This window comes from Aliivibrio sp. SR45-2 (genome assembly GCF_963890165.1).
In the GTDB taxonomy this organism is placed as follows: Bacteria; Pseudomonadota; Gammaproteobacteria; order Enterobacterales; family Vibrionaceae; genus Aliivibrio; species Aliivibrio salmonicida.
Genome location: NZ_CAWPRC010000184.1, coordinates 1 through 18,505 on the forward strand (window position 1 = coordinate 1; position 18,505 = coordinate 18,505).

Consider the following 18,505-nt stretch of genomic DNA (forward strand, 5'->3'; position numbering starts at 1 on the left):
ATATTGTTTTATAATCTAGTATATTTAATGATAACGACACTAATGTTAATATTATTAATGACAGGTGTAAATAACCAATTTTATTACTCTTCTTCATAAGGTGAATTAATTCCTAAATATGTATTTTTAATCGATGAGAAAAATAATTCTTTATTATTCATGTTGTTGATGCATATTATTAAAGGTTTTGTATTTTCTATATATCTAAGACGTTCTAACGTATGGTTAGTTATATTTAAAAAAGTATTTTTAAATATAGAATTTATTATCAAGTTAGACTTCATGTTTTTTTGATAACTTGATTTTGCTTGTTTTGTTGCTATTTCATGGAATGCATAGATTGCATGGATTGAAATCGGTGTATTTCTGAATTTATCGTTAAATGATTTATTTAAAACATCAAAATACAGATTGTATATTTCTTCATATCGTGACTTTAAACAACACCTAATGCCATGTTTTATATTGTAATTTACTGATATTCCGGTTTTTTCTTTGACCTGTTGTCTTGCGTTAAAAATAGCCTTTTGATTATAAGTAAAGCTATCTTTAAATTTTATTTTTTTTGGTAGGAATGTAGATGTAAAAATTATAGGTTTTCTTTTCTTAAAAAAGAAAGAAGGTGTACATTCCTTACCAATTAATACATCATCATTGAGATATAAATAATGCTCTGATAATGGTTTTATATTATGAATATGAGCTTCAATAACCGTTGAATTAAATGTAGGTAAATATGATTTAGGTATAATTTCAGTATGATCCACAATAGTAATAAAATCACTAGAGCATAACCAAGCCGGTGTTTGGTTATCCGTGATTATGTAGATATGATTTACCCATGGAATATTTTTGGCGACAGAACGTAACGAAATTTTCAATTCGTCATTGTCATCATATCTAATTTTTTCATTGTTTTTATCACATGGGTTATACAAATTATAATAATGTTCTTTTCTTTTATTCCAAGACATATCATTATTATTTACCCAACAATAAACAAGATCTATTTTCATTATACTACCAATAAATAATGTACTTTGAATTTAATTTTTATTAATAATTGCCATATATTCAGCAATGCCATTGGCGACTGACTTAAATTCAACATCACAACCGGCAGCGCGTAATTTTGTTAAATCGGCTTGGGTGAATTCTTGATAAGCGCCTTTTAAGTGGTCAGGAAAAGGTATGCTTTCTACAGCACCTTTGTTGTGATGCTTGATCACCGCATCCGCCACCGCTTGGAAAGGTTCAGCTCGGCCAGTACCACAGTTATAAATACCAGATACGCCATTTTCTAAGAACCAAAGGTTCACTGCCGCAACATCACCGACGTAAACAAAGTCACGTTTAAATTGGTCACTGCCTTCAAACAATTTAGGGTTATCGCCAGCATTCATTTGGTTGTTTAAATGGAAAGCAACAGAAGCCATTGAGCCTTTATGTTGTTCGCGAGGACCATACACATTGAAGTAGCGGAAACCCGTAATTTGAGACACGGTTTCACCATGCGCTTCAGCATCTGCCCATAAGCGACGAACGTAATTATCAAATTGTTGTTTTGAATAACCATAAACGTTTAATGCGCCTTCATACTCACGTTCTTCAATAAAGGTTTCAGTATCACCATAAGTTGCCGCAGAAGAAGCGTACAAGAATGGGATCTCACGTTCGATACAAAAATGAAGCACTTCTTTAGAGTATTCATAGTTGTTCATCATGATGTATTTACCATCCCATTCCGTCGTTGCAGAGCAAGCGCCTTCGTGGAAAATCGCATCAATAGAGCCAAAATCATCACCTGCCATAATTTGGGTAATGAAATCTTCTTTATCCATGTAATCCGTGATATCAAGATCAACTAGGTTCTTGAATTTTTTACCATCTTTTAGGTTATCAACCACTAAAATATCGTTGAAGCCCTTGTCATTTAATGACTTAACAATATTGCTGCCAATCATGCCAGCGCCGCCAGTTACAATGATCATTTTGATACCACTAGATTTTAATATAATTGGTTGAATTGTAGCAGAGAACAAAATCAGGCGCTACGTGGGAGAAGGGTTTTCAGGTCGCTTCGCTTTCAGGTTTCAGGGTAAAGCGGGAAGATCGGAATTCAGAACGATTGCAGGCTCCCTTGTAGGGTTCAGAGATGATCACTGAAGTTATAGTAGCAAAGAATCGTTCCTCCCCTTGATAGATAAATTATTGGGGTTGGTGATGTTGATAGAAAGGGAGGTTAGGAGGGGTTGTTAATAAATAACTTTGAATATACTCGCAATTGCTTTAGCTCTTTAATTGAATGTTATTTTTTTCTTCTATTGTTGATGGAATATTTAGAAATAAAAGCTATAACCCCCTCTAACTCCCCCTTGTATTGATTTAATCATTTTCATACATACGGCGTTAAAGGGGGAGAACATTCTTTATCGCTTTTATTACAACGATCATCCCTGAAACCAGAAAGCCAAGCAACCTGAATCCTAAGATCTAAAACCCAAAAGGACTGTCAATGCCAAAACCCCAAAAAAACTCAACGCAAACCATGAGCCTAGACGTGAAATTAAAACATCATGGCGGAAAATTCGGCGTCACCGGTTCTTGCCACGAACTCAATATTAATAACAACAGTAACAACCAGGGCATATTGATCGACTGCGGATTATTTCAAGGAAAAGACGCGAAAGATAAAAACGGTAACGAAAGAAGGTTAGATATAGAGTTCTCAATATCACACCTAAAAGCATTAATTCTTACTCACACCCACATCGATCATATCGGTCGATTACCTTGGTTACTAGCCAAAGGATTTAAACAACCTATTTATTGCACCCCAGCAACCGCAGAGCTGGTTCCATTAATGTTAGATGATGGATTAAAACTGCAACTCGGATTAAACAAAGGCCAAAGAGCAAGAGTATTAGAGTTAATAAGAAAGCAGATAAAACCCATCCCATACAATCAATGGCACCAAATTAAACTCACCTCCAAAGCTAAACCTTCTCGTTCTCAAAGTTCTTGCTCTTCCCTGAAAGCGAAGCGCCCTGAACCCTTAAACCTGCTCTTAAGATTCCAACCCGCAGGTCATATTCTCGGTTCTGCTTATGTCGAAATCAAATTACCCAATAACAAAATAGTCGTTTTCTCTGGTGATTTAGGTCCATCAAATACGCCATTGTTGCCTGATCCCGTACCACCAAAACGTGCAGACTTATTAGTGATCGAAAGTACTTACGGCAATAAGCTTCATGACAGTGTAGAAACCAGAGCAAAGCGGTTACAACAAATTATTGAGCGTTCTTTGGAAGATGGAGGGGCAATTATCATTCCCGCATTTTCAGTTGGGCGAACCCAAGAGTTATTGTTTGATATAGAGCATTTAATACACCACAACAAAATAGACTCAAAAATTCCCATTATCTTAGATTCACCACTTGCCAACAAAGTCACCAAACAATATCGACGCTTCAAAAAGCTATGGAGTAAAGAAGCGAAGACCAAGTTAAACAACCAACGCCACCCTCTTAATTTTGAACAATGCATCACCATAGAAAGCCATAAAGAACATCTTAGTTTGGTTAATAGACTAAAAACCACCGCAGAGCCTTGCATCATCGTTGCCGCCAGTGGCATGTGTGCAGGTGGCCGAGTTATGAATTATCTAGAAGCGTTATTAGCAGATAAACGTACCGATATTATTCTGGTAGGTTACCAAGCCCATGGAACATTAGGCCGAGATCTACAAAATAGAGAAGAAACCGTCTGGATAGATAATCAACCAATAGAAATGAATGCTCAAATTCATACCATGTCAGGATATTCAGCTCATGCTGATCAAGCGGATTTAGTTAAGTTTGTTGAGGGGATTGAAGAGGGAAGAAAAGAGATAGTTGTTGTACATGGGGAGAACTCCGTTAGAGACGAGTTTGAGAGGGTGCTGGAGACTAGAAACTATACGCTGCGCTAACTAGGGACTATAAGAGCAGGTATATAGATGTTGTTTATTTACTTACATAATATGAAAGGAGTAAAAGTGTGTTATTTGAAAAGTTAAAAGTATGGCAGCGTTCTGCTCGATTGGCTTGTGATGTCATTGAATTATTTGAAGGAAATAAGAACTATGCATTAAAAGACCAAATCCTACGTTCTTCGTTATCTGTGTCGTCAAATATATCTGAGGGGGAAGAGCGAGAGACGATAAAGGAGAAAATTCGATTTTACTATTACGCGAAAGGATCATGTGGAGAACTACTTACGCAGCTATTAATAGCAATTGAAACCTCAAGCGTACCAAAAGACCCCGCTCTTTTATTAGTAAAAGAAATAAGAGAAATAGCAAAGGTGATTGCTGTCATTATTCAAAAGGACAAAAGAAAGATCTGAAAATATAAGCTTTTGCTCTTATAGTCTCTAGTTAGCGAAGTGTATAGTTTCTAGTCTCATATAACTTTTTCGGTTACAATTTTTAAATACTTGAACTTATTTGGCACGGGAAAGAGCAATGAAAACAAAAGACAGGATCATTCACGGTGCCTTAGAACTCTTTAATAAAAATGGTGAACGTAACATCACCACCAACCATATCGCCGCGCATCTTGAGATAAGCCCTGGTAACCTGTATTACCATTTCCGTAATAAAGAAGAGATCATTAACGGTATCTTTGATAATTACGCACAAGAGCTAAAGATGCGATTTCAACCAATGGCAGAGAACGAACAATCGGTAATGCCAAGCGCACAGATCATGCTAAGTTACCTTGATTCTATTTTTGCATTAATGTGGAACTACCGTTTTTTCTACGCCAACTTACCTGATATTTTAAGCCGAGATACGGGTTTAAAGCAAAAGTACACCCAAGCTCAAGAATCCCTAAACGATAATCTTCTTAGCATTATGAGCGGGTTTAGAACCTCAGGTCTGATAGCACTTGAAGATGATGAGTTACTTGCATTAACCAAAACATTACATCTCGTTTCCTCATGTTGGATAAGCTACCAAACGGCACAATTATCAGATAAAGAAATAACAGAAGCGGTGGTTTATCAAGGCATGCTACAAATGCTAAATGTGGTTAGGCCAATGGCAACAGCGGAGGGAAGAAAGCAGATATTAGAACTAGAAGCGCATTATAAGGGTAGGTTATAGAACGCTTCGCTCCGAGTGACGAGGACGGACTTCGCCCTAGAGAAGCGAGTAAGAGCTTAAAAGAAAAACGGATATAACTGGTGTCGTTATATCCGTTTTTGAAACTATACGCAGTGCTAACTAGAAACTAGAACGCTTCGCTCCTATAAGAGCAGAGTATGCACTAGAAATTATCTTTATAATTAGCTACCTTTGAGAGCAGCTTTTGATTTTATAGTCTCTAGTCAGCGAAGCGTATAGTTTCTAGTTCTTATCTAACTTTTGATTCTCTCGTAAACCACGGCGATCTCTCATCCGTTAATTCATACAATTCATGCTGTTTATTCAACATCTGTCCGCCATCACGAGTGAGTGGTTGCCAATTAAAGCCAGCTCGGTTTTTACTTGGTTTCACTGTCATAATGTCAAAAGGTATTGAGAGATAAAACCCTTTGGTGTAACTGCCCTCGCCAAACTCTTCTGCTGATAAATCGGTAAAGCTTGCGTAAGCGCCAGCGATAACACCCGAATCAAACTGTTTAGAGAAATCAATTCGCGTTCCTTTATCACCCGCCAAGAATTGGCCGACACCGACTTTAAGCAATGTGTTTTTCAAGAACGACCATTGAGGGGCGTAATAGCCGGTCACAAATCCTGTCATACCGCTGGATATAACATAATAATCGCTGCCATCAGAACCACCAGATTGGAAGTCTTGCTCGTAAAATCCAAACCAGCTGTCTGGTGAGCGTTGTTTAATGTATGTAGCATCAACACCTATAGCCCAATTACTGTTTAATGGGCGGTACATTACTTCTGAGCCAATGCCACCAAACATACTTTCTAAATAACCTGCATACGCTTGGCTGTATAATCCAGAACCGTACTCTTCAAACCAAGTTAATTGTAACGTATTTAAACGCACAGGGTTGTCATGCACATACGCTCTAAACATGGTTCGAACTCGAGCAACAGAATTACCGGTGCCATCAGGGGGAGTAATGTAGTTAAACTTATCGTAGTTGTCGATTAAGTTAAAATACAATCCACCAGAAAACTGAATCTTATCTGTTAGCCATATTGATGCATCGGTATTGACACCAAGAGCATATAAATAAAAATCTTCTGCATTACCAATAGATTGCGCGAGGGTAGGAGAAATAGAGTAATCCCAACGCTCAAGGTTATCGCTTTTTAGCTCATCTTCTGATGCCAAATAAGTGACGTCATCAACGTGAGTCGCATCCGTAATATCCGCATGAAAATACGTATTATTGGCTACTTTTTTGTATTGTGCCGCATCAATGGTTGTTTCAGACAATGGCATCGATTGGTTAGCTTCAATAATGCGATAGGTTGAAATCGTTGCGGGAACGTTATTGGCTAAAATAGTGGCGGCACGCTCGTGCGCTTCATTGGTGTCGCGGTATTTTGTTTGTGTCGCAATAACGGTGACCGAATCATCGTCTGCGTAAATTTGACTCTCTTCATAGCCTGCATTGCCATTAAGTTGCTGATTCACTCGTTGCCAGTTCACCTCATCAATAGATTGAGTCGTTGATTCGGTATAAGCAATGGTCGGTTCATCACGCCAAATGGCTTTCATGTCATTAAAGTTGGTACGTAAATTAACCCCAAGCGTTAACGTATCACCACGCTCGTAACTCAGTTTAATATCACCCCAATCCCCTAAACCATAAAGCACACCAACGTTCCATGGCGTGTGTTGGGTCATATCCACATCACCACGAGTCACAGGGAAATCTTGACTGTAATCATTACTGTCATATTCCACTTTTAAACGCAGCGGTTGGTAAGGGGTTTGGTACTCTAATCCCCCATAAATGGCCGCAGGGCCTTTAAACCAACGTTCAAAATCAACACTGCCGCCACTTCCTTTATAATCGCCTTCTCGAGAGCAAAATTTATCAGACACTTTACACAAAGGGTTGGTAATATTGCCACTTTGGCCTAAATAGCCCCAACCCATTCCAACGGTCACATCAAGATTTCCGAATCGTTTTGTTGCCGCCACAAACTCGCCATCAAATAAACCAGTACCACCAAAATCACGAACGCCGATTGAGGTCTCCGGTAACCAAGAACTCTCTTCAAGTAAACGAATTTTAAAGTCGATACCTTTATCTGTGTATTTAGTGCTGCCACTAAAGCTTTCATCGCCACTGTAAAGTAAATCTTGCACGAGCGTATATCGAATGGTGGTCTCTAGCCACGGCATAAGTTGTAAAGACACATTGTAGTGATGATATTCATTATTCCAAGTGCCACCGACATTGAACTCTCCCTCTGGGGCCATACGCCCAGAAGGCATTTGCATTAAACCCACCCCTCCAAAATCCGTTTGAGATGTCGAGAGTGTCACCGGGGTGAATACGCTGTTAGCGTCATTCGCAAGAGAAGAATAAGGCAAAGAAGAGGCAATAAAACCAGCAATAAGCGAAAGAGAAAATTTAGGGGTCATCATTATTTAAAACGCCTTATTGCGAAGCAACTGAACAATAGAGTCGTTCAGAGTATGAAAGTCGGTAGGTAAATTGGCAAAGGGGACGTATACCGTTGCGCCTGGTGCGAGGTAAACGGTTTTATTTTGCCAAATTGAAAACTCGGTGGTTTGAACCTCGCCATTAGGTTGAATAACATAAATAATCGAAGTGTCCGCAAAAGGAGAAAGTGGCACTTTTTCAAGATAATCATCGATGGTTGAATGTTCAATAAGTGGCAATAAAAGGCTGTTTTCAGAATCAATCGCACCAAAAAAAGACACATCAGCAGGGCGAGGGCCTAAAGTAAGCTGATATTCTCCAGAGATAAGCGGGTTCATTTTGTCATTAATTCGAAGTAAATCGACATCTAATGAAGTAAAAATACGATCAACAAAGGTGTGTTTACGGAGTTGATTAGTGACGTGCATCGCAGATTGTTTAAAAATATTTCCAGATGAAAACAGTGATGTCTGTCGAGAAAGAGAAGACAGCGCATTCATAATGTCAGAGTATTTTTCATCCATGACTTTTTGTTGATTACTGTTGCTTAATACCGCGCCTAAATGATAAAAATCAGTCTGCTTATTTACGTCTTTAATCAGTTGCTCTAGTCGCACGGGGTGAGGGTAATAAAGTTGTTTTTTTTGGTTCGGTAACGTCACGGTTACTGTGTTTTTTTGATCAGAAATACGACGTTGTGTATCGGCAATACTGATTGATGGTATGGAGATTATCAGTAGAATAATAAGAGAATAAAGAAAACGCATAATCGCTCTAGCTCACTTTAAGTTATTGGTTGTTATCTATTAGTTTCTAATTATAGGGAAAATGGTTTTAAAATCGTCATCTCAATGCCGACCATGTTTGGTCCTAGATATTGATGAGTTTTTACAACATTTAATTCATTGTCGACCCAATATTGATTCGTAAAGGTATCGCCTAACGAGGGGATAGAAACAACCTCTACAATTTCGGTGACCTTCTTTTCCCATACTGTGTTTTTTAAGCGAGTTTCGCCTCGTAATATTGGCGTAATAGTGGCGTGATAATTAAATAAATACTGATCACCAGTAGTCCAATCATAATGTGCAGACCAAATGGCTTGTTTTTGCGTGATTGCCGCGAGAGAAGGCAATGGGGCTGAAGGCGTTGTGTTGATTCCAGTGAGGTTGAATTGCGGTAAACCCAGAGTTTTAACGATTCGACCATTCTCTGTCACGATCATCGCTTTATCAGAAGAAAGCCACTTTAATTGCATCGCCCCTGTTGCTGGGTTTGGCTCTGCAAATGCCAATACCATAAATAATTTTGCCCCGCCATTAATCCGCACAAAGCTGCTTGCGTAAGGCAGTTTAATGATTTCTTGTGCAGTGAGTGAGACATCGTCGACACCAAAAATGGCTTCATCAAGCGTGGCATTTACATCATTGAATTTTTGAGTGCAGGCAGAAAGAAAGAGAACACTGATGATTGTGAGGAATTTAAGCACAGAAAACTCGTTAATAATAAAGAATGGGATTTCTAGATATAAAAATAGAAAGGGACGAGAGTCAAAATGTAAATAATATTTGGCTGTTCGTCCCTAAATTCTACAAAGTTACTTAGAAACAGTAGTCGTTGTAGAGTTTGAGCTTGAATCAGCAACCGCAACGACAGCAACGGTAGCGGCAACACCCACAGCGATAGCGGTCGTTGTTGCAGCACCAGCCGCAGCTGCAGAAGCGCCAGCCGTACCAGCCGCAGCACCAGAAGTTGCTTCTGTAGCAACCGTTGCGACTTCAGCAGCGGCAAATGCAGAGCCTGCCGTCATAGCTAGCATAAGAGCAATAGCAGTCTTTTTCATAAGATAACCTTATCTATTTTTATGTATGTTGATGAATATTTACTCAGTCTATGAGCAAACGTCGTGCACGGTACCATAAGTTGTTCTATAGGGTAAATATAAAAATTAGTTATCAAATGCAATATTATCCTAATAAAATCTTATAAATGTTACATTAAAGATTGTTATTGATAGAATTGTCCATTGCTCTTTTTCTGATTATGTGTTCGCAAGTTGGTGTCTTGGTATGTATAATGCCGCGCTTATAAATGAATGTTAATGCAAAAAGTAAAATAAAGAAAAGAATAGGTAATTGGTTTAGCAAATGACAGAACGAGTCTTTATTGATGCTTTTGTTTGTAATGACAATGCCGTTACTCTTTTGCTTACCACCACAGTAATCAAAAATTAATAGATTTCTTATTAATACATATCATCGCGCTGAGAGGGAATGTGCTTAACTACCTCTGGGCGGTAGCGTATCTAAATCTTGTTACCTCTAAGTTGAAATCATGCTCATAAGTAAAACGCATCAATCTATAACGACTGGCTTATTGTTATTGCTACTAAGTGGTTGTACTGTTTTTCCTGGTTCACATCTCTCTACATCAGATAAAAATACCGTTGAAGAAGAACAGAGTGACGATACTCAAAACCAGTATTCTACCGATGTTAATGTGTATGAATTAACCCCTCAGAAAGTGGCTCAATACCAAGTTAAACAAGCGTCAGCACAGGCTAATATCGAGCTTGAAGAGAAAATCGCCCATTATGAATACCGCGTTGGCCCAGGGGATATTTTAAATGTCACCATTTGGGATCACCCAGAACTAACGATACCTGCTGGCTCTTACCGCAGTTCAAGTGAATCGGGTAACTGGGTTCATGCTGACGGTACTATTTTTTACCCTTACATTGGTACCGTGCAAGTTGCAGGGAAAACCGTAAGAGAAATCAGAACTATTCTTGCGAAGAAACTGAGCAAGTTTATTGAAAGCCCGCAAGTAGATGTCAACGTTGCAGCATTTCGTGCACAAAAAACGTACGTCACAGGTGAAGTCGCTAAACCGGGCCAACAAGCGATTACGAATATTCCACTAACACTGCTTGATGCCATTAACCGCTCTGGTGGGTTAGCTGAAAATGCCGATTGGCGTAATGTCACCCTTACTCGTAAAGGAAAAGAAGAAACGCTTTCTTTGTACGCCTTAATGCAACGTGGTGATTTAACGCAAAACAGATTGCTAGAATCTGGCGATATTATTCACGTACCTCGTAATGACACACAAAAAATATTTGTGATGGGTGAAGTGAAAGATCCACAACTACTTAAGATGGATCGCTCAGGCATGAGTTTGACCGAGGCACTCAGTAGCGTTGGTGGCATTAATGAATTATCAGCCGATGCAACGGGCGTTTTTGTTATTCGCTCATCAAGCCCTGAAGATAAAGCCAACAGCATGGCAGACATCTACCAATTAAATATTCAAGACGCATCCGCACTTATCATTGGTACTGAGTTTGACTTAAAGCCGTACGACATTGTTTATGTCACCGCGGCACCAATCACCCGTTGGAACCGTCTAATCATGCAATTAATGCCAACTATCTCAGGCTTTAACGAGCTAACCGAAGGCGCATTACGCTTAAAGAATTGGCCATAAAAACGAAGTTTTTACTTAAATATTTAGGTAAGAGCAGGAACTAGGGACGAGAGAAGAGCAAAGAAATCATGGATGGTTTTATATGCGCTTTAAAGAATTAGAGGTATGGAAGAGAAGCTTTAATGTTTCTCTTTATATCAATAAACAAATGCGAGCTTGCAAAGACTTTGGCTTTAAAGATCAAATATGTCGATCGTCTGTATCAGTACCTTCAAATATAGCAGAAGGTTCAGAAAGAGGATCAAACAAAGATAATATTCGTTTTCTTTTTTATGCAAAAGGCTCATGTGCCGAGTTATTAACTCAAGTACTACTAGCAAAAGAATTTGGTTATTTATCTAAAGATGAAGTCAATAAACTAATTATTGAACTAGAAGAGATCAATAAAATGCTAGCTGGCTATATTAATTACTTAAATAGAAGTAGGGATTAGTATTTAGTGTCTAGGTACTAGGGACGAGTAAAGTGCTTTTAAGCTTTTACTAGCCCCTAAACCCTAGTCCCTCACAATTCATTAAAACCCCAAACTAAGACGGATAGGTCAGAAACTGTGGTAGCCGCTTTAAGCTCTTACTCGTCTCTAAACCCTAGTCCCTCGAAACTAAACCCATGTTCAACAAAATCTTAGTCGTCTGCGTTGGCAACATTTGCCGCTCTCCTACTGGCGAACACATACTAAAACAGTTACTCCCAAACAAAACCGTCGACTCTGCGGGCGTTGCCGTTGAAAAAAGCCGATTAACAGGGAAACCTGCCGATGCCATGGCAACAGAAGTGGCCGCAGAACACGGGGTAGTTATTGATGGTCACCAAGCGCGTCAATTAACCAGTGATGTGTGTCGAGATTACGATTTAATATTAGTGATGGAATCTGGCCATAAAGAAGCAGTCACTAATTTAGCGCCAGAAGCGCGCAGCAAAACCATGTTATTTGGGCAATGGATAGGGCAACAAGACATTCCCGATCCCTATCGTCAAAGCCGAGAAGCATTCGACCATGCTTACGGATTAATAGAAAAAGCAGCCCAAGAGTGGGCGAAGAAGTTATAGATTAAATTTCTAGGTGCAAGGAACGAGAATTTAGGGACGAGTAACAAAACGATTACTTTTGCTCTTTTCTTTTATCTTCGAGCCCTTACTGGTACCTAGTCCTTAAAAACTAGCCTCTAATTAAAGTTACAACTATTGGAATGTTCATGTCACAAGCTATCAGCTCCAACCGAGAGTCATCTTCTTCTTCCGACGAAATCGATTTAGCCAAATTGTTTGGTCAACTTATTGATGGCCGTTGGTTAATTATTTCTATTACAACCGTATTTGCGATTGTGGGTATTGCGTTTGCTCTTTTATCGACCCCAATTTACAAAGCCGATGCCCTTGTTCAAGTAGAACAAAAAAGTGGCGGAGGCATGTCAGCACTTGTTGGCGATATGGGCGATATGTTTGCGTCTGAGTCATCATCAACGACAGAAATCGAGATCATTAAATCCCGTATGATCTTGGGTGACACCGTTGATAAACTTAATTTAACGACCATCGCTGCACCTCAATATATGCCAATCATTGGTAAAGGGTTGTCTCGCTTAATGGGAGAAGGTAAAACGATTAATGTGAGTCGTTTTGATATTCCAAGATATGTTGATGAACCTAATTTTACCATTGTATTAGAGAATCCAGAAAAAGGGACTTATAGCCTATTTGATGCACAAGAACGTAAAATATTAACCGGTACCGTAGGTGAGTTAGCGGATAATAACGATTACCACTTATTTGTGCTGCAGTTAATCGGTGAAGCAGGGGATGTATTTACTCTTTCTAAAATCTCTCGTTTTGATGCCATCCTAACATTACAGCAAACATTATCGATCAGTGAAAAAGGCAAGCAATCGGGCGTATTACAGTTTTCTCTTGAGGGTGAAAATAAAGCGAAAATTGAAGCGATCATTAACGATGTAAGCCAAAACTATTTTTTACAAAATATCGCCCGTGACAGCGCAGAAGCAGAGAAAAGCTTGGCGTTTTTAAATACACAAATCCCTGCAATAAAAGACAAATTAACCCTTTCTGAAAACGTATTAAATGATTTTAGATTAGAGCGAAAATCGGTTGATTTAAGCTTGGAAGCACGTTCAGCGTTAGATGTGTTAGTTAAATTAGAAACACAATTAAATGAGCTAACGTTTAAAGAAAGTGAAATTAGCCAACGATTTACCAAAGATCACCCTGCATACAAATCCTTAATGGATAAACGCCGAGTGCTACTCGGAGAGAGAGAGCGCTTAAATTTACAAGTACAAAAGTTGCCTAAGACCCAGCGTGAAGTATTACGTATGCAACGTGATGTCGAGTTAAATCAACAAATCTACATTCAATTGTTAAATAAAAGCCAAGAACTCAGCATTATTAAAGCGGGTACGGTGGGTAATGTCCGTATTCTAGATACCGCGCAAGCCTATTCTCGAGCCGTTAAACCTAAAAAACCATTAATTGTTGTATTAGCAACCTTGTTGGGCGGAATGGTAAGTGTCGCGATTGTATTGCTTAAAGCGGCGTTTCATCGTGGGGTTGAAAACCCTGATGAGATAGAAGCGTTAGGTATCCCTGTTTACGCCAGTATTCCAAAATCAGCATGGCAAGAAAAGTTGGATATTCGATACGGTAAAAAGAAAGTAAAGCACTTAGAAACGTTGCTTGCTGAATCAAACCCCGCCGATTTATCCATAGAAGCACTGCGTGGCCTACGCACCAGTATGCACTTTGCCATGATGGAAGCGAAAAATAACGTAGTGATGATAACGGGCCCTGCGCCAAATATTGGTAAGTCATTTGTGGCGGTTAACTTTGCCGCTGTTATTGCCAAAACGGGTCAAAAAGTATTGGTGGTTGATGCCGACATGCGTAAAGGCTATATGCAACGCTACTTTGGTATGAAATGGGATAACGGCTTATCTGATTACCTATCAGGTAAACTCTCACTAGAACAATCAATTCAAAAATCAGAAGTACCAAATTTAGATGTAATGACACGCGGACAAATCCCTCCAAACCCGTCTGAATTGTTAATGACAAAACGTTTTAGTGATTTAATTGATTGGGCATCAGGCAATTACGATTTAGTGCTTATTGATACGCCACCTGTACTGGCAGTAACCGACCCAAGCATTGTAGGGGCCTTAGCAGGTACAACCCTAATGGTAGGGCGTTTTGATCAAACATCAGTGAAAGAAATTGATGTGGCAAGACACCGATTTGAGCAAGCAGGGATAGAAGTGAAAGGCTTTATCTTGAATGCAGTAGAGAAGAAAGCAAGCAGCTCATATGGCTATGGATATTATAACTACAGTTATGATAGTGATAAGTAATTTATAGATATAAAAATAATTATTTTTAATTTAATCAGTTAGTTTGGAATTAATAATGGCTAAGAAAAAAGTTCTCACTGTTTTTGGAACACGTCCAGAGGCAATTAAAATGGCACCTTTAGTTCATACACTTGCAGGTGATGACCGTTTTGAGGCTAAATGTTGTGTAACAGCCCAGCACAGAGAAATGCTTGATCAAGTTTTAGAACTTTTTAAAATAACCCCAGATTATGACCTGAATTTAATGAAAGCAGGTCAAACCCTAAATGATGTGACTGCTCGAATTGTTCAAGAGCTTAAGCCCGTTTTACAGGATTTTAAACCTGATGTTGTACTTGTCCATGGTGATACAGCAACAACATTTGCAGCAAGTTTAGCTGCTTATTATGAACAAATAGAAGTTGGTCATGTAGAGGCTGGTCTTCGTACTGGTAACATTTATTCACCTTGGCCAGAAGAAGCTAATCGCCGTTTAACTGGAGTACTAACTAAGTACCACTTTGCTCCAACAGAAACATCGAGAGAAAACCTTATTCGTGAAAACTTTAATCCAGAAGATATTACGGTTACAGGTAATACCGTTATTGATGCTCTTTTGATGGTTAAGGATAAGATCGAAACAGATAAAAAGTTAAACTCAAGTCTTGCAGGACAATTTCCTTTTTTAGATGAAAAGAAAAAATTAATTTTAGTTACTGGTCATCGTAGAGAGAGCTTTGGTGGTGGATTTGAACGTATTTGTGAAGCATTAGCTCAAACTGCAAAAAGTCATCCTAATTGCCAAATATTATACCCAATGCATTTGAACCCAAATGTACGTGAGCCTGTGAATCGAATTTTAAATGATATTGATAATATCTATCTAATTGAGCCTCAACAATACCTTCCATTTATTTATTTAATGAGCCGTGCATATATTATTTTAACCGATTCTGGCGGTATTCAAGAAGAAGCCCCTTCACTTGGAAAGCCAGTACTAGTTATGCGCGATACAACAGAACGTCCGGAAGCTGTTGAAGCGGGTACAGTGAAGCTTGTAGGAACGGATGTAGACAAAATAGTATCCAACCTCGATGTTTTACTTACCGATAGCAGAGAGTACGAAAAAATGAGTTTTGCACACAACCCATACGGTGATGGTCAGGCTTGTCAAAGAATTCTAGATAAACTAGCTAAATAAAAATTATAGGAAATAAATAATGTCATTTGAAACAATTTCAGTTATTGGTTTAGGGTATATCGGTTTACCAACTGCGGCGATGTTTGCATCACGTAAGATTAAAGTAATTGGTGTTGACGTTAATCAGTATGCTGTAGATACGATTAATCGTGGTGAAATTCATATTGTAGAACCTGATTTAGATATGCTAGTGAGTGCGGCTGTTCAGCAAGAGTATTTAAAAGCCGTAACGCAACCAGAACCAGCAGATGCCTTTCTAATTGCAGTACCAACACCATTTAAAGCCTGTAAAGAAGGCGAAATTCCTGAACCTGACTTGCGTTATATTCAGGCGGCTTCTGAGTCTATTGCTCCTGTACTAAAAAAGGGTGATTTAGTTATTCTGGAATCGACGTCACCAGTTGGTGCTACAGAACAAATGGCAACTTGGTTAGCTCAATATCGTGAGGATTTAACTTTTCCACAACAAGTTGGTGAAGTGGCTGATGTAAACATAGCACACTGTCCTGAGCGTGTATTACCGGGTAAGGTAGTTACCGAACTTGTTCAAAATGACCGCGTGATTGGAGGCATGACTAAGCGTTGTTCAGAGCGGTCTGTTGAATTATATAAGACCTTTGTAATGGGTGAGTGTGTTATTACAAATGCACGCACAGCTGAAATGGCAAAATTGACAGAGAATTCATCGCGTGACGTTCAAATTGCATTTGCAAACGAACTATCAATTATTTGTGATGAGCTTGATATTGATGTTTGGGAGTTGATTTCTTTAGCAAACCGTCACCCAAGGGTAAATATCCTTCAGCCTGGTCCTGGTGTTGGTGGGCATTGCATTGCTGTCGATCCGTGGTTTATTGTTTCAAAAACACCAGAACAAGCACAATTAATTCATACTGCTAGAAAAGTGAATGATGGAAAGCCAGGCTGGGTAGTGGATAAAGTGAAAATAGCGGTTGCAGATTTTTTAAATGCTAACCCAACAAAAACAGCAAAAGATGTAACGATTGCTTGCTATGGTTTAGCTTTTAAACCTGACATTGATGACTTACGTGAAAGTCCTGCGCTAGATATTACAAAGTCAATTGCGGATTTTCATGCTGGGGAAGTATTTGCGATAGAACCAAATGTTGAATCAATTAACTATGAAAATATCAAGTTAGTGACAATTGATGAATCTTTAACTAAAACAGATATACATGTAATGTTAGTTGATCATAAACAGTTTAAAAAAATTAGATTGAATAACAGTATTGTCATTGATACAAAAGGTATATGGGGATAGTTTTAAATAAACCATGAAAATAATACAGATAGGGCCTGTCACCCCTGAATATGGTGGTAGTTATGTTGGGGGGATTGCAACCCACCTAATTCAATTAGTTAAGGCTTTGGCTAAAAAAAATGTCAAGAGTTTAATATTATCTACAAACCAAATTTATCATTTAGAGGGAGATGTTAATGTTGTTGGAATGGCTAATAAAATACGCCTAATTAACCTATTTATTAGAAGCCCTATTTGTTTTTTGTACTCTGCATTAAGAGGAGGAAAGTCTGAAGTTATAAATACTGCATATGAGCATTATATAAAATCTAAATTTTCTTCTTCTGAAATTATAATTCTCGTACATTCATTGCATTGTACATTTGCTGATAATTTACTAAGTGAATACAAGGTAATATACACTGATCATGGTTTTTGGCAAAAAAAAAGTAATGATGAATTAATAAAGAATAGAATTGAAAAATCATCCCATATTATATCAGTATCTAATTATGCTAAAAAAATATTAATTGAAAGTTTTCCTATGGCAAGTTCAAAAACGTCTGTTATATATAATCCAATTAACAAGCCAACATGTGAAGAATTGTCTTTTTCTAATAAAATGAACGAAAAAGGAAAAATAATTTTTTTCAATGGATATTCAGAGAGCATTAAGAGAAAGGGATTGGATCTTCTTGTTCAAACAACGATCCCTGATTTAAATAGAGAACAATTTGAGATAATTGCTGATGATGAAGGTAAAAATTATATCGAAGTCAAAAACTTTCAAAATGTTAATGTTTATGGTAAACAACCCTATAAAACAATTGCTAATCTATACCAAAAATCAAAACTAATGGTGTTGCCAAGTAGAAGTGAAAGTTTTGGGATTGTATATATAGAAGCAGCAAGTTATGGGGTTCCAGTTATCGGTTTTAAGCCAATGATCGAAGAGTTTAATGAGTATTTAGGACTTGATATTGGTTTTGGGTTTGATCCAGAGCAACAGAGTACAGTTGATTTAAAGGCTTTGGTTAGTCGTACGCTGGATACCAATTGGGATAAGGAAAAAATGCAAAAGGTTGTTGCTGGGAAATTTTCGTGGGAATACTTATCAGAAAACTTTATAAAAATTTATACAAATGACTATAAATGATAGTATCTAATATAACTAAATATGTTGGTTCAAACTTATTAATAAAAGCGTTTGTTTTTTTTAGTCAGGTATTCGTCGCTTTTTTTATTTCAGTGCAAGAACTAGGTGAAATTAAAACGACATTAGCTATGGTGGAGATATTTAGCTTATTAGTCTGCTTAGGCATGAATGCGTCAGTTCTAGCTACAGCGCCTAAAATATTTGAGAAAGATAAAAGAAAAGAATTATACTCACAAATAATGACATTTAATTTATTCAGTTCATTATCTGTAGTTTTAATCTTGATGATAGGATTGTTAATATTTCATTCAATTGGTTGGGAGATTCCCGTAGCTACGTATCAATTGATGCCACTTATTATAATGATGAGTATGAGTACATTATTAGTTAGCTTTATACAGTCGGAAAAAGCTTTTGGGAAACTTGCA

17 protein-coding genes are annotated in these 18,505 nt (G+C 38.1%); 11 read left to right on the forward strand and 6 right to left on the reverse strand.

All coding sequences use genetic code 11. The annotated features are described in order from the left end of the window. Nucleotides 1-83: 83 nt before the first annotated feature. A complete protein-coding gene (locus AACV33_RS17630; protein WP_182700459.1) occupies nucleotides 84-1,016 on the reverse strand; it encodes a hypothetical protein in 933 nt (310 codons plus the stop codon). Nucleotides 1,017-1,046: 30 nt separating this feature from the next. Continuing rightward, nucleotides 1,047-1,991 (reverse strand): ADP-glyceromanno-heptose 6-epimerase, encoded by a 945-nt coding sequence (gene rfaD, locus AACV33_RS17635; protein ID WP_182700460.1) that lies wholly within the window; start codon nucleotides 1,989-1,991, stop codon nucleotides 1,047-1,049. Between the two features lie 524 nt (nucleotides 1,992-2,515). Here rfaD and AACV33_RS17640 point away from each other — a divergent pair. The 3 genes from AACV33_RS17640 (at nucleotide 2,516) to AACV33_RS17650 (ending at nucleotide 5,149) form a co-directional block, all read left to right on the forward strand. Continuing rightward, nucleotides 2,516-3,970: an MBL fold metallo-hydrolase RNA specificity domain-containing protein gene (locus AACV33_RS17640; RefSeq protein WP_182700461.1), complete on the forward strand. Its 1,455-nt coding sequence runs from the start codon at nucleotides 2,516-2,518 to the stop codon at nucleotides 3,968-3,970. A 68-nt stretch (nucleotides 3,971-4,038) separates the two neighbouring features. Then, complete coding sequence (locus tag AACV33_RS17645) at nucleotides 4,039-4,386, forward strand: four helix bundle protein (protein WP_182700462.1); 348 nt, start codon at nucleotides 4,039-4,041, stop codon at nucleotides 4,384-4,386. A 118-nt stretch (nucleotides 4,387-4,504) separates the two neighbouring features. Beyond that, nucleotides 4,505-5,149: a TetR/AcrR family transcriptional regulator gene (locus tag AACV33_RS17650; protein ID WP_182700463.1), complete on the forward strand. Its 645-nt coding sequence runs from the start codon at nucleotides 4,505-4,507 to the stop codon at nucleotides 5,147-5,149. 250 nt (nucleotides 5,150-5,399) lie between these two features. On the opposite strand, the gene AACV33_RS17655 is transcribed toward AACV33_RS17650, so the two are convergent. The 4 genes from AACV33_RS17655 to AACV33_RS17670 form a co-directional block, all read right to left on the reverse strand. Then, entirely contained in the window at nucleotides 5,400-7,610 is a 2,211-nt protein-coding gene (locus AACV33_RS17655; protein WP_370527191.1) for a YjbH domain-containing protein, read from the reverse strand. A gap of 6 nt (nucleotides 7,611-7,616) precedes the next feature. Continuing rightward, nucleotides 7,617-8,399: a capsule biosynthesis GfcC D2 domain-containing protein gene (locus AACV33_RS17660; RefSeq protein ID WP_182700465.1), complete on the reverse strand. Its 783-nt coding sequence runs from the start codon at nucleotides 8,397-8,399 to the stop codon at nucleotides 7,617-7,619. A gap of 50 nt (nucleotides 8,400-8,449) precedes the next feature. Continuing rightward, nucleotides 8,450-9,121, reverse strand: a complete 672-nt coding sequence (locus AACV33_RS17665) for a YjbF family lipoprotein (protein ID WP_182700466.1) — start codon at nucleotides 9,119-9,121, stop codon at nucleotides 8,450-8,452. A 108-nt stretch (nucleotides 9,122-9,229) separates the two neighbouring features. After that, nucleotides 9,230-9,475 carry a hypothetical protein gene (locus AACV33_RS17670; protein WP_065611857.1) on the reverse strand — a complete coding sequence of 82 codons (246 nt, stop codon included), beginning with the start codon at nucleotides 9,473-9,475 and terminating at the stop codon, nucleotides 9,230-9,232. Between the two features lie 491 nt (nucleotides 9,476-9,966). On the opposite strand from AACV33_RS17670, the gene AACV33_RS17675 reads away from it, so the two are divergent. The 8 genes from AACV33_RS17675 to AACV33_RS17710 form a co-directional block, all read left to right on the forward strand. Continuing rightward, complete coding sequence (locus tag AACV33_RS17675; protein ID WP_182700467.1) at nucleotides 9,967-11,118, forward strand: polysaccharide export protein; 1,152 nt, start codon at nucleotides 9,967-9,969, stop codon at nucleotides 11,116-11,118. Between the two features lie 82 nt (nucleotides 11,119-11,200). Beyond that, a complete protein-coding gene (locus tag AACV33_RS17680) occupies nucleotides 11,201-11,551 on the forward strand; it encodes a four helix bundle protein (protein WP_182700468.1) in 351 nt (116 codons plus the stop codon). Nucleotides 11,552-11,727: 176 nt separating this feature from the next. Next, a complete protein-coding gene (locus tag AACV33_RS17685) occupies nucleotides 11,728-12,168 on the forward strand; it encodes an arsenate reductase/protein-tyrosine-phosphatase family protein (RefSeq protein WP_182700469.1) in 441 nt (146 codons plus the stop codon). A gap of 146 nt (nucleotides 12,169-12,314) precedes the next feature. After that, nucleotides 12,315-14,480: a polysaccharide biosynthesis tyrosine autokinase gene (locus tag AACV33_RS17690; protein ID WP_182700470.1), complete on the forward strand. Its 2,166-nt coding sequence runs from the start codon at nucleotides 12,315-12,317 to the stop codon at nucleotides 14,478-14,480. A gap of 55 nt (nucleotides 14,481-14,535) precedes the next feature. Further along, nucleotides 14,536-15,660 carry a non-hydrolyzing UDP-N-acetylglucosamine 2-epimerase gene (gene wecB, locus AACV33_RS17695; protein WP_182700471.1) on the forward strand — a complete coding sequence of 375 codons (1,125 nt, stop codon included), beginning with the start codon at nucleotides 14,536-14,538 and terminating at the stop codon, nucleotides 15,658-15,660. A gap of 19 nt (nucleotides 15,661-15,679) precedes the next feature. Then, nucleotides 15,680-16,942: a UDP-N-acetyl-D-mannosamine dehydrogenase gene (gene wecC, locus AACV33_RS17700; protein ID WP_182700472.1), complete on the forward strand. Its 1,263-nt coding sequence runs from the start codon at nucleotides 15,680-15,682 to the stop codon at nucleotides 16,940-16,942. A gap of 13 nt (nucleotides 16,943-16,955) precedes the next feature. Further along, nucleotides 16,956-18,077, forward strand: coding sequence for a glycosyltransferase family 4 protein (locus AACV33_RS17705; RefSeq protein ID WP_182700473.1), 1,122 nt, complete (start codon nucleotides 16,956-16,958; stop codon nucleotides 18,075-18,077). Further along, nucleotides 18,074-18,505 (forward strand): hypothetical protein (locus tag AACV33_RS17710; RefSeq protein WP_182700474.1); only part of this gene is annotated, 432 nt, incomplete at its 3' end. The genes AACV33_RS17705 and AACV33_RS17710, both read left to right, overlap by 4 nt.

Excerpts from the sequence above, each read along its gene's own strand:
- AACV33_RS17630 (WP_182700459.1), bottom strand. The coding sequence starts at position 1,016 with ATGAAAATAGATCTTGTTTATTGTTGGGTAAATAATAATGATATGTCT.
- rfaD (WP_182700460.1), bottom strand. The coding sequence starts at position 1,991 with ATGATCATTGTAACTGGCGGCGCTGGCATGATTGGCAGCAATATTGTT.
- AACV33_RS17640 (WP_182700461.1), top strand. The coding sequence starts at position 2,516 with ATGCCAAAACCCCAAAAAAACTCAACGCAAACCATGAGCCTAGACGTG.
- AACV33_RS17650 (WP_182700463.1), top strand. The coding sequence starts at position 4,505 with ATGAAAACAAAAGACAGGATCATTCACGGTGCCTTAGAACTCTTTAAT.
- AACV33_RS17655 (WP_370527191.1), bottom strand. The coding sequence starts at position 7,610 with ATGACCCCTAAATTTTCTCTTTCGCTTATTGCTGGTTTTATTGCCTCT.
- AACV33_RS17660 (WP_182700465.1), bottom strand. The coding sequence starts at position 8,399 with ATGCGTTTTCTTTATTCTCTTATTATTCTACTGATAATCTCCATACCA.
- AACV33_RS17670 (WP_065611857.1), bottom strand. The coding sequence starts at position 9,475 with ATGAAAAAGACTGCTATTGCTCTTATGCTAGCTATGACGGCAGGCTCT.
- AACV33_RS17675 (WP_182700467.1), top strand. The coding sequence starts at position 9,967 with ATGCTCATAAGTAAAACGCATCAATCTATAACGACTGGCTTATTGTTA.
- AACV33_RS17680 (WP_182700468.1), top strand. The coding sequence starts at position 11,201 with ATGCGCTTTAAAGAATTAGAGGTATGGAAGAGAAGCTTTAATGTTTCT.
- AACV33_RS17685 (WP_182700469.1), top strand. The coding sequence starts at position 11,728 with ATGTTCAACAAAATCTTAGTCGTCTGCGTTGGCAACATTTGCCGCTCT.
- AACV33_RS17690 (WP_182700470.1), top strand. The coding sequence starts at position 12,315 with ATGTCACAAGCTATCAGCTCCAACCGAGAGTCATCTTCTTCTTCCGAC.
- wecB (WP_182700471.1), top strand. The coding sequence starts at position 14,536 with ATGGCTAAGAAAAAAGTTCTCACTGTTTTTGGAACACGTCCAGAGGCA.
- wecC (WP_182700472.1), top strand. The coding sequence starts at position 15,680 with ATGTCATTTGAAACAATTTCAGTTATTGGTTTAGGGTATATCGGTTTA.
- AACV33_RS17705 (WP_182700473.1), top strand. The coding sequence starts at position 16,956 with ATGAAAATAATACAGATAGGGCCTGTCACCCCTGAATATGGTGGTAGT.